Source organism: Rhodococcus sp. 1R11 (assembly GCF_004563845.1).
GTDB lineage: Bacteria > Actinomycetota > Actinomycetes > Mycobacteriales > Mycobacteriaceae > Rhodococcoides.
Window position 1 is genome coordinate 472899 of record NZ_SPNG01000002.1, and the last position, 13186, is coordinate 486084.

16 protein-coding genes are annotated in these 13186 nt (G+C 64.2%); 10 read left to right on the forward strand and 6 right to left on the reverse strand.

Features of this window, described 5'->3' with window-relative positions:
* Positions 1-2: 2 nt before the first annotated feature.
* A complete protein-coding gene (locus E4P29_RS05430) occupies positions 3-425 on the reverse strand; it encodes a DUF2511 domain-containing protein (protein WP_135042546.1) in 423 nt (140 codons plus the stop codon).
* Between the two features lie 78 nt (positions 426-503).
* Here E4P29_RS05430 and E4P29_RS05435 point away from each other — a divergent pair, with 78 nt between their 5' ends.
* The 3 genes from E4P29_RS05435 to E4P29_RS05445 are packed head-to-tail and all read left to right on the forward strand — an operon-like array spanning position 504 to position 1879.
* Positions 504-782: a hypothetical protein gene (locus tag E4P29_RS05435; RefSeq protein ID WP_135042548.1), complete on the forward strand. Its 279-nt coding sequence runs from the start codon at positions 504-506 to the stop codon at positions 780-782.
* A gap of 14 nt (positions 783-796) precedes the next feature.
* Positions 797-1537 (forward strand): NAD-dependent deacylase, encoded by a 741-nt coding sequence (locus E4P29_RS05440; RefSeq protein WP_209205308.1) that lies wholly within the window; start codon positions 797-799, stop codon positions 1535-1537.
* A gap of 57 nt (positions 1538-1594) precedes the next feature.
* A complete protein-coding gene (locus E4P29_RS05445) occupies positions 1595-1879 on the forward strand; it encodes a hypothetical protein (RefSeq protein ID WP_135042552.1) in 285 nt (94 codons plus the stop codon).
* A 16-nt stretch (positions 1880-1895) separates the two neighbouring features.
* On the opposite strand, the gene E4P29_RS05450 is transcribed toward E4P29_RS05445, so the two are convergent.
* The 3 genes from E4P29_RS05450 to E4P29_RS05460 are packed head-to-tail and all read right to left on the reverse strand — an operon-like array spanning position 1896 to position 4218.
* The gene (locus E4P29_RS05450; RefSeq protein ID WP_135042554.1) at positions 1896-2963 is read right to left on the reverse strand and encodes a hypothetical protein; all 1068 of its coding nucleotides are present in this window, start codon (positions 2961-2963) and stop codon (positions 1896-1898) included.
* Complete coding sequence (locus tag E4P29_RS05455; RefSeq protein ID WP_135042556.1) at positions 2960-3820, reverse strand: ABC transporter ATP-binding protein; 861 nt, start codon at positions 3818-3820, stop codon at positions 2960-2962. Before E4P29_RS05455 ends, E4P29_RS05450 begins: the two co-directional genes overlap by 4 nt.
* Complete coding sequence (locus E4P29_RS05460) at positions 3817-4218, reverse strand: GntR family transcriptional regulator (protein WP_135042558.1); 402 nt, start codon at positions 4216-4218, stop codon at positions 3817-3819. The genes E4P29_RS05455 and E4P29_RS05460 overlap by 4 nt, the downstream gene beginning before the upstream one ends.
* 79 nt (positions 4219-4297) lie before the next feature.
* Here E4P29_RS05460 and E4P29_RS25870 point away from each other — a divergent pair, with 79 nt between their 5' ends.
* The 3 genes from E4P29_RS25870 (at position 4298) to E4P29_RS05470 (ending at position 7218) form a co-directional block, all read left to right on the forward strand.
* Entirely contained in the window at positions 4298-4450 is a 153-nt protein-coding gene (locus tag E4P29_RS25870) for a hypothetical protein (protein ID WP_167735388.1), read from the forward strand.
* Between the two features lie 64 nt (positions 4451-4514).
* Complete coding sequence (gene secA2, locus E4P29_RS05465; protein ID WP_135042560.1) at positions 4515-6818, forward strand: accessory Sec system translocase SecA2; 2304 nt, start codon at positions 4515-4517, stop codon at positions 6816-6818.
* On the forward strand, positions 6811-7218 hold the full coding sequence (locus E4P29_RS05470) for an META domain-containing protein (protein ID WP_167735389.1): 408 nt from the start codon (positions 6811-6813) through the stop codon (positions 7216-7218). The genes secA2 and E4P29_RS05470 overlap by 8 nt, the downstream gene beginning before the upstream one ends.
* Here the strand turns inward: E4P29_RS05470 and E4P29_RS05475 are convergent.
* The gene (locus E4P29_RS05475) at positions 7205-7801 is read right to left on the reverse strand and encodes a TetR/AcrR family transcriptional regulator C-terminal domain-containing protein (RefSeq protein ID WP_135042564.1); all 597 of its coding nucleotides are present in this window, start codon (positions 7799-7801) and stop codon (positions 7205-7207) included. The two genes, E4P29_RS05470 and E4P29_RS05475, sit on opposite strands and share 14 nt — an antisense overlap.
* Positions 7802-7927: 126 nt before the next feature.
* Between E4P29_RS05475 and bioB the strand changes: the two genes are divergently transcribed.
* The gene (gene bioB / locus E4P29_RS05480; protein ID WP_135042566.1) at positions 7928-8920 is read left to right on the forward strand and encodes a biotin synthase BioB; all 993 of its coding nucleotides are present in this window, start codon (positions 7928-7930) and stop codon (positions 8918-8920) included.
* A 247-nt stretch (positions 8921-9167) separates the two neighbouring features.
* Complete coding sequence (locus E4P29_RS05490; RefSeq protein ID WP_135042570.1) at positions 9168-9770, forward strand: DUF2567 domain-containing protein; 603 nt, start codon at positions 9168-9170, stop codon at positions 9768-9770.
* 13 nt (positions 9771-9783) lie between these two features.
* Here E4P29_RS05490 and E4P29_RS05495 read toward each other — a convergent pair whose 3' ends face one another.
* Complete coding sequence (locus E4P29_RS05495; protein WP_032387864.1) at positions 9784-10482, reverse strand: NUDIX domain-containing protein; 699 nt, start codon at positions 10480-10482, stop codon at positions 9784-9786.
* A 79-nt stretch (positions 10483-10561) separates the two neighbouring features.
* Between E4P29_RS05495 and nadA the strand changes: the two genes are divergently transcribed.
* Positions 10562-11620: a quinolinate synthase NadA gene (gene nadA, locus E4P29_RS05500; protein ID WP_135042571.1), complete on the forward strand. Its 1059-nt coding sequence runs from the start codon at positions 10562-10564 to the stop codon at positions 11618-11620.
* On the forward strand, positions 11617-13185 hold the full coding sequence (locus E4P29_RS05505) for an L-aspartate oxidase (RefSeq protein WP_135042572.1): 1569 nt from the start codon (positions 11617-11619) through the stop codon (positions 13183-13185). The genes nadA and E4P29_RS05505 overlap by 4 nt, the downstream gene beginning before the upstream one ends.
* The last annotated feature ends 1 nt before the right edge of the window (position 13186 follow it).

Here is a 13186-nt window from a genome sequence, read left to right on the forward strand (position 1 = left end):
ACTCAGCAGAGTTCGAGACCCCGTTGGATCATCGGGCCGATGTCGACCCTGACGCCGGGGAAGTCCGACTCTTTCCAGATCGCCGCAACGTCATCGAACGCACCCGCCGACTTGGCTGCGCCGTTGAGCGCGTAGATCGTCCCATCGGCTGTGAAGGTCACGCGGTTCGGTTGTCCGCACATCAGCGAGCCCTCCGGCACCGTGAACGGCCAGTCGCCGGTCCACGTAGATTCCGAGACCAATCCTGCGGGGACGTTGCGAGCGGTCGGCTCTGCGGTCGTCGCTGGCGCTGCTGCCGGTGCTGTGGTCGACGTGATCGGCGCAGCGCGCACCGTTGTTTCGGGTGTCGATGGGGTGGCACTGTCTCCGGAGTCGGAACAACCCGACAGAGCCAGCACCACCAGAGCCGAGCCAGCTATCCACATACCCCGCACTACGTACCCCCGTGCCGTTGTTGATGATGAAGCGGACCATACGGTATCGAGCGAGGTACTGTCCGATCCATGACGAACGAGGATGAAGCGGCAGAAACCCAGCGGCGCGGCGACGAACTACTCGCTGACGGGCAAACCGAGGATCTGCTGGCGCAGTATCGAGACGCTTACGAGAGGGCAATGGCAGCGCGTCGCTACGACCTCGCTGCCAAAGCCGTGGTGGGAATGGACGACTTGGTCACGAAACACACGGCGTTGTTCTCGAAGAATCTGACGTTGTCGGAAGCGCGTAAAGAGCTTGACGAAGCGAAGCGACGACTGGCCGATGAGCAGGGCGACAACGACTGAAGCATCTGCTCTGGGTGCCGAGGCTCGCGTCGTGTGACAACACCCGCTATGGAATTTCTGCCGAATCCGGAATTGCAACATTTCGCGACGCCCAGACCGGTCTGTGGCAGGACTTCGGTCCGAAGGACCTCGCCAGCCCCGAGGGCTGGCTTGCCGACAGCGACCTCGTGTGGGGTTGGTACCGGTGGCGTGCAGCACTGGTTCGTCGTTCCGAACCCAACGCCGGCCACTGCGCCGTCGCGCAATGGCAGCAGCGTGCGCAGGTCGACATCGCGACCCAGAACGTCGACGATCTGCACGAACGAGCCGGGTCCGCAGTGCTCGCACACGTACACGGAAGCCTCTTCGAGCCGTACTGCAGCGAGTGTGGAGTGCGCGCGGAACTCGACGACCCCGACATTCTGGACGACATTCTGGACGACGACATTCTGATCGACGCAGATCAGCGGGTTCCGCCGCCGGACTGTCCCCGGTGCGGCGGACTCATCCGTCCCGGGGCCGTGTGGTTCGGCGAATCGCTGCCCGAACAGGAGTGGGAAGCAGCCGAGAATGCCGTACGCGCCGCAGATCTGGTGCTCGTGGTCGGTACGTCGGGCGTGGTGTACCCGTTCGCCGGACTGCCCGCCGTCGCACGCAGTGCGGGCGCAACCGTGGTCGAGATCAACCCGGTCGAGACCGAGGTATCCGACATGGCCGACCACCGATGGCGCACAACGGCCGCGGTGGGTCTGCCACTGCTGGTCGCACAATTGTGAACGGACGGGCGGCACGCGAACTACCCTGATCACACCATCGACTTCGAGGAGGCCGAGATGGCGGAGTACTGGTTGCTCGTGTGCGCCCTCGCGTGTTCGTCCGTCGGTGCGTGGTGGGCAACCTCGGATCCGCAAACCCGACGCGTTCGCCGAATCGAATTTCTCGCCTGGATCCTCGGCATCGTCGGCGCAATCACCCTGGCCGATCAGCTGGGGGTGTCCTGGCCGTGGTCCACTGCTGCACTCGTGGTCGGAATCTTGGTTCTGGTCCTCGGCCTCCCCGCCCTCGTGGCCACAGTGATCAAGAATCGGAAACCGCTCGGGATTTCAGCGCCGAGGTAGCGGCGGCAGACCTGCCCTAGGGACGCAGCCGTCGCAGCAGAAGGAGTGACGCGCCCCCGAGAAGCCCGGCAACCACCAACGACAACGCCGACTCGATCGCCTGAAACCGCCAGAACAATCTGTCCTCGTGATAACGCGTCTCGAAGGCCTCGGCACCCTGATCCCGAATGCACTCCAGCTGAATTCGCCGACTCTCCTCGCTCTGGCGCTCGGAGTACTCCTCGTATTCGGCCACCGTCTCGAATTCGTCCATTTCTCGATAGTTTCGGCTCCAATTGCAGTCTGCGTAGTCGATGGAGACCGGACTGCCGTTGCTGTCGACGTAGTCCGCGGAGAAATCCCATCGCGAGAAGAAACTGATCGAGTCGAGCGGTCTGTAGTAATCCGGAGTGCCCCCGTACATCTCGTTCGTCTTCTGTTCCAGCGATACTCTTTCGACCTGAGGAGTCGCAAAGTGCTCGCGTATCTGCGTCGGCAGCAGCGCCAGTAATGCTGTCGACACGATGACGGTCGTGATCATTGCAGCAATCGTGTTTCTCATGGCGAGAGCGCATGCCGAACCGAGCATCAATCCGACTGCCGTGTACGCGCCGGTGATGAATCCTGTTGCCCCGAAAATGGGGAACTCCAAGCGGGAGTCGCCCGCGCCGGAGAACGAAACTGCGACCTGTTCCGGTGTGGTCTGATATTTCGCCACATACAGCGCACATCCGAGCAACGTCATGGATGCAGCGGTCGGAACGAATACCACGAGTAAGCGGACGGCGTACCACCGTCGTCTGCTCACGGACTGGCTCAGACCGAGTACATGGGTGCGACGCTCGAGATCGCGAGAGAACACGGTGACTCCGACGAACGCACCGAGAACGACAGGAAGGACGATCGCAAGAAGTATCGCTATGGTTTGCGCGGTCTCCGCAGCACAGTCTGTTGCCTCGAAAGAGAGGCAGCCTGCGAGATAGGTAGTCGGAACGACACCACCGTCGATCACGGTGATGGCAATCGTGATCGCAGCCAACAGAAGTGGCGTCAACACGCCGAACAGGATGGTCGCGCGAAATTGTCTCCAAGTCACCCAGATCATGAGGTGGTCTCCATTCCGAGGTGGGCGAGTACTACGTCGTCGAGGGTGGCGTTCTCGACTACCCACCCCGGTGGTGTTGTTCTCGGTCTGCTGCCCTGTACGACGAATGTGGTTGCACCGGAACCGAACACCTCGGACACGATGGTGCCGTCCTCGACCGTCGGGTCGGCGTCAGAGCTGCCGACGAGAAGGTAGTGGTCGGCGGTGATGGCGTCGAGGTCTCCGTCGAGCCGCATTCGCCCACCGCGCAGCAACAACAGCCGGTCGGCGACGTCGACGAGCTCGGACAGCACGTGCGAGGACAACACGATCGTCGTACCGTTCTCGGCTGCGTCGCGCATCAGGGTGCGTGCCACCGCCCTGCGAGCGACCGGGTCGAGATCGGCGAGCGGCTCGTCGAGCAGCAGCACTTCGGGGCGCCGCCCGAGTGCCAGCGCGAGGGCAATCCGCGTGCGGTGGCCGGGGGAGAGGGACTTGACCCGAGCGGAGGTAGCGATTCCGGCGGCGTCGACGATTTCCTTCGCGTACGCATCGTCCCAGTGCAAGTTGGTGTTTCGGCCGAATCGCAGCAGTTCGGCGACGGTGAAGTGTGGGTAGAGAGGTTTGTGCTGGGCCAGGTAGGACAGGCCGGGTGAGATTCCGCGTTGGCTGACACTCTCGCCGAGAACCCGAATGGTTCCGCTGTCCGGTGTCAGCAGGCCGACGGCCAGTGACAGCAGTGTCGACTTGCCGGCACCGTTGGAGCCGACCAGAGCTGTGACGCTTCCTCTTTCGACTGCGAACGAGCATCCGTCGAGGACGGTCTTCCGGCGAAACGATTTGACCACCTCGTCCATGGTGAGCACCGCGTCGGTCATGTTTCGTCTCTTTCGGTTCGGTCGAATTGGCTGTCGAGGGCGGCGGTGACGATGGCCTCGAGGTCGGGTCTGTCCAGTCCGGCGGCTGTGCAGTGTCGGATCCAGCGATCGAGTTCGGTCTCGAGCGCCGATCGTTCGGCCATACCGGGTTTTGCCAGCGAGGCGACGACGAACGTCCCCGCACCGGTTCGAGGTTGGACCAGCCCGTCGCGTTCGAGTTCTCGGTACGCCTTGAGGACGGTGTTCGGATTGATGGCCAGCGCCGTGACCACTTCTTTTGCTGTCGGTAGTCGGTCACCGACGGCGAGTGTTCCCAGTCGCAGAGCCTGTTTGGTCTGCAGTATCAGTTGGACATAGGTGGGAATGCCGGACTGACGATCGATACGGTAGGCGATCACCAGAAACCTTTCACTAGTTGATTAGTGGAAGACGGTAATACCTACCCGTCGGTTTGTCCATGCTTCTGTTCGGTTCTCGATGTTCGGAGTGGCGATCAGCGCGTCGGCCGTCACGGCTGGGGACTGCGCCGCCATCTCCGACCTGCAGCAGACCCGAGACTTCTTCGCCCAGGGACAGTCCCACTACCGCTCGCGCAGAATCGCAGTGACCATGCCGCTCGACGCGGGGTAGTGGGCAATCGGCACTCGGTACTGTGGGAGAGAAGATCACGTACTTTCTCGAGTAGGGATGACAGATGGCTGTGGGCTCCGACCGATTCTGGCGTGTACTCGGCCGCTCCGCGCAGAAGGCGCAGAGCGCCTCGCGTCGGCGCGTCGAGCAGGCCGGAGACCATGCGAGCTGGGCATCGGCCCTGTCGGATGCCGAACTGGCCACCGAGGTCGCGGCGTTACGGGCCCCGAGCGCGTCGAAACTCGACGTTCCGCGGTACCTGGCGCTGACGCGTGAGGCGAGCGATCGCACGCTCGGCATGCGACCGTTCGACGTACAAATTCTCGGAGCCGAGCGACTTCTCGCCGGTGACGTGGTGGAAATGGCGACCGGTGAAGGAAAGACGTTGTCGGGGGCCGTGGCCGCGGTGGGATACGTTCTGTCCGGTCGCAAGGTCCACGTCATCTCGGTCAACGACTTTCTGGCACAACGTGATGCGCGGTGGATGGCACCGCTGTTCGAGGCTCTGGGTATCACCGTCGGTTCCATCGCCGAGTCGTCCTCCGCGCAGGAACGTCGTGACGCCTACGCATGCGACATCACGTACGCGTCGGTCAACGAGATCGGATTCGATGTTCTCCGCGACCATTTGGTCGACGACCGTGCCGATCTTGTGTCGCCGGTTCCGGATGTCGCACTGATCGACGAGGCCGACTCGGTGTTGGTCGACGAAGCATTGGTGCCGTTGGTGTTGGCCGGCTCGGTATCGGGTGACGTGTCGACCTCCACGGTGATGGACGCAGTTCGCCTGTTGCACAAGGGGATCGACTTCGACACCGATGCCGAAGGACGCAACGTGTTCCTCACGGATGAGGGCGCGCTTCGGCTCGAGAAGGAGCTCGGCGGAATCGATCTCTACTCCGAACAGCACGTCGGTTCGACCCTCGTTGCGGTCAACGTCGCGCTGCACGCCCAGGTGCTGGTGCAACGCGATGTCGACTACATCGTGCGTGACGGACGTGTTCAGCTGATCAACGCTTCCCGTGGCCGAGTGGCGGACCTGCAGCGTTGGCCGGACGGGCTACAGGCGGCCGTGGAGATCAAGGAGGGGCTCGAGCCCACCGAGACCGGTGAAATTCTCGACACGATCACGGTGCAGGCACTGATCAACCGATACGCCACCGTGTGTGGAATGACCGGCACGGCAATGGCGGCGGGGGAGCAGCTGCGCACGTTCTACGGTCTCGGCGTCTCGGTCATCGAGCCGAACGTGCCGACGGTGCGGGTCGACGAGGTCGACCGGGTGTACGACACGGTCGAGCACAAGAATGCCGCAATTGCGCAGCAGGTCAAGGAAATTCACGAGACCGGGCAACCGATACTCGTCGGAACCCACGATGTCGCGGAATCGGAGACGCTGGCGGCGATCCTCGCGGAATCCGGTGTGGACGCCGTCGTACTCAACGCCAAGAACGACGCCGAGGAGGCCGCGGTCATCGCTGCGGCGGGCGTGCACGGAGCAGTGACCGTCTCGACGCAGATCGCCGGGCGCGGAACCGACATCAAGCTCGGGGGACCCGAGGGGAGTGACCGCGACCGCATCGCAGAGTTGGGTGGGCTGTTCGTCGTCGGCACCGGACGCCACACCACCGAGCGGCTCGACAATCAATTGCGAGGACGTGCGGGCAGGCAGGGCGACCCGGGCCGTTCGGTGTTCTTCGGCAGTTGGGAGGACGACGTCGTCAAGAACAACATCGGTGACAAGGCCGCACCGAAAGGCGTCGACGACAGCGGCTTGTTCACCTCTGCCGCCGCAGCCGATCGAGTCGATCATGCCCAGCGAATCGCCGAAGGTCAGATGCTCGCCATACATTCTCGTACCTGGCGTTACAACCAACTGACGGCGCAGCATCGGGACATTCTGGATCGTCGTAGGGCGGCGTTGCTGAGCACCGGAGAGGCGTTGGCCCTGCTCGAGGAGCAGTCGCCGACGCGATCGAAGGAACTCCGTAAGAACGTGTCGGAGGAGACCCTCGTGGTGGTCGCCCGCCGAATCGTTCTCCATCACCTGGACCGCGCGTGGTCGGACTACCTTGCGCACCTGGCGGACGTACGTGAGAGCATCCACCTCCGTGCCCTGGGGCGCGAGAATCCACTCGACGAGTACCACCGAATTGCAGTGGAGGCCTTCAAGACGGTCTCCGCCAAGGCCATGGATCTGTCCCACGCGACATTCGAGTCGGCCGAGATCACCTCCGACGGAATCGATCTCGACAATGCCGGTTTGCGCCGACCGACGTCGACGTGGACGTACATGGTGCACGACAACCCGTTTGCCTCCCGCGGAAATGCCGGTGCGGCCGGTTTGGGGCCGATCTTCGGTGGCTGACGCGCGTCGGGCACTACTCGCTCTCGCCTGCGGCGTGATTGTGTTGGCCTCGGGCTGCACCGATTCGTACGGGGAGTTCCCGGCAGACAAGAATTACACGTCCGTCGATGCCGACGGTTCCTACACTCCGGTCTCGGGCACGACGATTCGGCTCGAGTTCGCGGACGACCGCATCTCGGCCGAAGCCGGATGCAACAGGTTGTTCGGCACCGTCGACACCTCGCTGGGGACGCTCACTGTCGATTCCCTGGGCACCACGCGGATGGGGTGCCCGGCCGAGCTCACGGAGCAGGATCGGTGGCTGTCGGAGTTTCTGTCCTCGAAGCCGAAATGGTCCAGAGAAGACGACACGATGACTCTGGACAACGGACGCGACCGAATCGTGTTCACCGAATCCTGACGGAGCGTGGTTCGGACGCGGCGTGGCGCACGCCGTCCAGAAAGAGTCGGAGACCGAAGTCGAATTTGCTGGTGGGATCGGGGCGCTCGAACATCGGGGACGCGTCGGCGGTCAGCGCCCCGGCCGAGTCCATCTGTAGCCGAGCCTGTTCGTCCACGGTATGGCCGAGCACGTAGTACAGCAGCGTATCGGCGGTCAGTTCGGCGTCGACTCTGGGCAACCCGGCACGAATGCAGACCGCGGCGATGCGTTCACGAATGCGGTTGGTGGTGAGCCGCGAGGCGTAGGTCGAGGCGACCAGTTCGGCTCCGTCGCGCCGGGAGAGCAGCGCATCGCGGAGCCGATGTGCGATCTGCGAGATCTGCGCGTCCCAGAGGTCTTCCGTCGACGGTGCGTCGACACCGGACAGTATGTGATCTGCGATCGCTCCCAGCAGCGTCTGCTTGTTGGGGAAGTGCCAGTACAGCGCTCCGGGTTGGACGTGCAGCGAGGTCGCCAGGCGTCTCATGGTCAGATCCGCGAGGCCGTACTCGTCGAGAATGGCTATTGCACCGTCCAGGACGTCCTGCCTGCGTAGCTGCACTTCCTACCCCTGCCCGTTCGACGCGGTGTTTCGCTTTGACAGTAGCCGAGTGCGGTGCCTAACGTGAACGCCGTTCAACTTGAACGGTGTTCAATTCCGAGACCGTTCGATTACGAGGGGACCGGTATGGACATTCTGCGTACGGCGCGCCGGCAGGTGCTCGACAACGGCATCGCGCTCGATCGAACCCAGGTGCTCGAGGTACTCGAGCTCGGGGAGGACCGTCTCGAAGAGACGATGCAACTGGCGCACGAGGTTCGGATGCGGTGGTGCGGACCGGAAGTGGAGGTCGAGGGGATCGTCAGCCTCAAGACCGGAGGCTGCCCCGAGGACTGCCACTTCTGCTCGCAATCGGGCCTGTTCGCCTCTCCGGTGCGGGCGGCCTGGCTCGATATCCCGTCGTTGGTGGAGGCGGCGAAACAGACCGCAAAGACCGGAGCCACTGAATTCTGCATCGTGGCCGCAGTGCGGGGCCCGGACGCTCGACTACTCGCTCAGGTCGCCGCCGGAATCGAGGCCATTCGTGGAGAGGTCGACATCGACATCGCGTGCTCGCTGGGCATGCTCGACCAGGATCAGGTCGACCAACTCGCCGCAATGGGTGTGCACCGCTACAACCACAACCTCGAGACCTCGCGTTCCTACTTTCCCAACGTGGTGACCACCCATACCTGGGAAGAACGCTGGAACACACTGCGGATGGTTCGCGAGGCCGGCATGGAGGTCTGTTGCGGAGGAATTCTCGGTATGGGCGAGACGCTGGAGCAGCGAGCCGAGTTCGCAGCCGATCTCGGCGCTCTCGAGCCCAACGAGGTTCCGCTGAACTTCTTGAACCCACGTCCCGGAACCCCGTTCGGAGATCTGGACGTGCTGCCTGCGTCGGATGCACTGCGAGCCGTTGCCGCCTTCCGGCTGGCCCTGCCGCGGACGATTCTCCGATTTGCGGGCGGCCGCGAGATCACCCTCGGTGATCTCGGGGCCCAGCGAGGAATTCTCGGCGGTATCAACGCGATCATCGTCGGAAACTACTTGACGACGCTCGGTCGTCCCGCCGAGGAAGATCTCGATCTTCTCGGGGAACTGCAGATGCCGATCAAAGCGTTGAACTCGACGATCTGATGCGCGTATTAAGGTGGGTCGAATGACGAGCGAGAGCCGATACGACCCGCACACCGGTCGGCCTGTCGAGGTCGGTACGGATGAGGGGGCACCGTCGTTCTCGGTTGCCGTCGGTCTCGGGCTGGAACCTCCGAGGTACTGCGACCGGTGCGGTCGCAGGATGGTGGTGCAGATCGTGCCCGACGGATGGACGTCGGTGTGCTCGCGGCACGGTCTGATCGATTCCGCTGAGACGGGTAGGCGTTAGGTGACGAGCTCGCCTGCCGTCGAGACTCCGGAGCGGCGCGGAACGCTTCGTTTCGTGGCCCTGGTCGGCGGTGTGACGATCGCGCTGTCCGCCGTAGGCGGCCTGCTGTGGGGATTGCTGGCACCGAGCCAGCAGTTGCTCGTCTTCGCGCAGGACAGAGGAGCGACACTGACCGGGGAGAGTCTGCATCGATTCGACGCTCTCGCCCTGTTCGTCCTCGTCTCGTTCGCTCTCGGCATTCTCGTGCCGATCGGGTGGTGGCTGTGGATTTCCCAGCGGGGTCCACGGCTGTTCGTGGCCGTGTTGACCGGGTCGCTCATCGGCTCGGTTGCGGCGATGCTGGTGGGTAACGGTGTTGCGGCGCTGCGATTCCCGCGGGCGGACGAGCCGGCCGTCGGATCGATCGTCCGGGTTGCACCGAGTATCGACACGCCGACGGTGCTGATCGTGCAGGCACTGACGGCGTCGTTGGTGATTCTGCTGCTTGCGGCGATGAATCCCAACGACGATCTGCAGCACCCCGATTCCGATCCCGCGTTCGACGAGATCGACTTCGAAGTCTCGCCGCCGCCGCCGTCGTTCGACTCGCGGGTGCCCGACTGACGGCGGATCTCGGTCATCCTTGTGGTGGCCGCAGTGCTGCGAACTCGTCGGTGACGCGAATGCTGTTGTCGGCGAACCGGAACAATGCCGGGGGCCGTCCGCCCGCTCGACCCGACGGTGCACGCCGTCCCGTGGGTTCGATGACGCCGCGGCGGCTCAATACACGCTGCAGATTGGTGGCGTCGACCTGATATCCGAGGGCTGCGCCGTAGATCTCGCGAAGGGTCGAAATCGCGAATTCCGCTGGGGCGAGAGCGAATCCGATGTTGGTGTACGACAGTTTGGCGACCAGTCGATGCCGCGCGTGCTCGACGACCGTTCCGTGATCGAACGACATGGCAGGCAGGCCCGAGACCGGGTACCAGGTCGTATCCGCGGGCAGGGTCGGCTCGGCCGCGATCGGCACGAGGCCCAGAAACGTCGACGCGATTCGGCGATCTCCCGGCACTCTGTCGGGCTCGCTGAAGATGGACAGCTGCTCGAGGTGCGCCACTTTCCGTACGTCGACCTTCTCGGCGAGCTGTCGTCGCGCGGACGTGGCCAGGTTCTCGTCGTCGCGCAGGGTGCCCCCGGGGAGTGACCAGGTGCCCGCCTCGGGGTCGAGTGCACGCTGCCACAGCAGGACGGCCAGTTCGGGAGTGTCGGGGTCGGAAAAGACTCGAACTTGGAACACCGCAATGAGTACTTCGTGGACGGTGCTACGATGAATCATGTTTTCGATCATAAGTCGAAAACTCCCTCGGAGGAAATTCGGTCACCGACGACCGGATGATCGGTGAAGGAGAACCGTCATGACCAGCAGCGCTACCCAGGTGAACTTCCTGGACTCGGCATTCGCCGGAGTCCGCGACATCGTCGATGGAGCCGGTGGTTACGGGGGAGTCGACGCGTCGGCGGAATGGGCCGCGGAAGTGCGACGGCTCGCCGATCTGCGAGGTGCGACCCTGCTGGCGCACAACTACCAGCTGCCTGCGATTCAGGACGTTGCCGATCACGTCGGTGATTCTCTCGCTCTCTCGCGCATGGCCGCCGAGGTATCCGAGGACACCATCGTGTTCTGCGGCGTGCACTTCATGGCCGAGACCGCCAAGATCCTGAGCCCGCAGAAGACGATCCTGATCCCGGACCAGCGCGCGGGTTGCTCGCTCGCCGACTCGATCACCGCCGATCAACTGCGCGAGTGGAAAGCAGACTTCCCGGATGCCGTCGTCGTCTCCTACGTCAACACCACCGCCGAGATCAAGGCGCTCACCGACATCTGCTGCACCTCGTCCAACGCGGTCGAGGTCGTGCAGTCGATCGATCCGAGCCGCGACATCCTCTTCTTGCCCGACCAGTTTCTCGGGGCTCATGTCAAGCGCGTGACCGGGCGTGAGAATCTGCACATCTGGGCCGGTGAATGCCACGTCCACGCAGGCATCAACGGCGACGAGCTCGCCGAGAAGTCTCGAACCCACCCCGACGCGGAGCTCTACGTGCATCCCGAATGCGGTTGCGCCACCTCGGCTCTCTACCTCGCCGGCGAAGGATTCGTGCCCGCCGACAAGGTCAAGATCCTCTCCACCGGTGGCATGCTCGACGCGGCCCGCGCCACCGAATCCAAGCAGGTTCTGGTTGCCACCGAGATCGGGATGCTGCATCAACTCCGCAGGGCTGCACCCGATGTCGACTTCTTGGCCGTCAACGACCGCGCGTCGTGCGGATACATGAAGATGATCACACCGGCCGCGCTGTTGCGCTGCCTCGTCGAAGGGCGCGACGAGGTCCACGTCGACCTCGAAACGGCGAACATCGCCAGCAAATCGGTGCAACGCATGATCGAGATCGGCACACCCGGCGGCGGCGAGTGAACCCGTCGGTCGCCTGGGAAACCGCGGCCGACCTCGTCGTCGTCGGCGGCGGAATCGCCGGACTGACCGCCGCTCGCACGGCCGCTGCTCGCGGTCTGCGCGTGCTGACGGTCAGTAAGGGCAGCTCGGTCGACACCGCGACAAAGTACGCGCAGGGCGGAATCGCAGTGGTCGGAACCGATCTCGGCGACTCGGTCGACGCGCACGTGTCGGATACCTGCACAGCAGGCGCGGGCCTGTGCGACGAGGATGCGGTGCGTTCCATCGTGTCCGGCGGCCGTGCGGCGATCGCGTCGCTCGAAGTCGCCGGCGCACACTTCGATCGTGCGCACGACGGTTCGGTTTCACGCACCCGAGAGGGTGGTCACAGTGTGCGCCGAATCATCCATTCCGGCGGCGATGCCACCGGAGCGGAGGTACAACGCGCACTGGACTCCGCAGTGCCTCCGGTGGAATTCGACACCACCGCGCTCCGTGTACTGACCACCGACGGCGAGGTGGCCGGACTCCTCGTGCGCGGGCCTCGCGGTCTCGGCGTCGTTCGCACTCCGACGGTGTTGCTCGCGACAGGCGGCCTGGGACAACTGTTCTCGTGCAGTACCAACCCGGCCGGTGCCACGGCCGACGGCATTGCACTGGCCCTCGATGCGGGCGCACGGATAGCGGATCTGGAGTTCGTTCAGTTCCACCCGACCGTGCTGTTCGCCGCAGGGTCGACGGGCCGTCGCCCGTTGATCAGCGAAGCGGTGCGCGGAGAGGGTGCACGCTTGGTCGATGTCACCGGCCACGCATTCATGGACGGTGTTCACCCCATGGGCGACCTCGCACCACGCGACGTGGTCTCGCGTGCCATTGCCGAGTTGCTGCACCGCGGCGGCGACGACCACGTGTTGCTGGACGCCCGTCGCGTGGAGCACGTACGCGAGCGTTTCCCGACCGTGACGGCATCGTGCCTGGACGCCGGCATCGATCCCGCAACGGACCTCATCCCCGTGGCACCCGCCGCGCACTACTCGTGCGGGGGAATCGTGACCGATACGTTCGGACGGACGTCCGTCGCGGGATTGCTCGCGGCGGGTGAGGTGGCGCGCACCGGGCTGCACGGTGCCAACCGGCTGGCGTCGAACAGTCTGCTCGAGGGTCTGGTGGTCGGCGAACGCGCTGCGCTCGTCGCCGCGGATCGGGTCGGAACCACGGTCGCGGTGTCCGATACCGCACTGCCTGTCTACCGCCGGATCGATCGCGCGGTACTGCAGCGAACCATGACCACGCACGTCGGTGTCGTCCGCGACGCGTCCGGTCTTGCGGACGCACAGAATGTGCTGGCACACGGCGTGGTGTCGGAACCTCCGGTCGACGGCGTCGCGGTCGAGGATGCCGCCCTGACGGCAGCGGCGGACGTGATCGTGCTGGCTGCGGCGCATCGCCGCGAGAGCCGCGGGTGTCACACCCGACGGGATTTCCCGGACAGCATGCCCGAGTATCGACGGAGCCTGTATGTCGAACGCGACGACGAGGGACGACTGACGATCGTGAACGATGACGTGATGACGGGAGCAAGCTGAC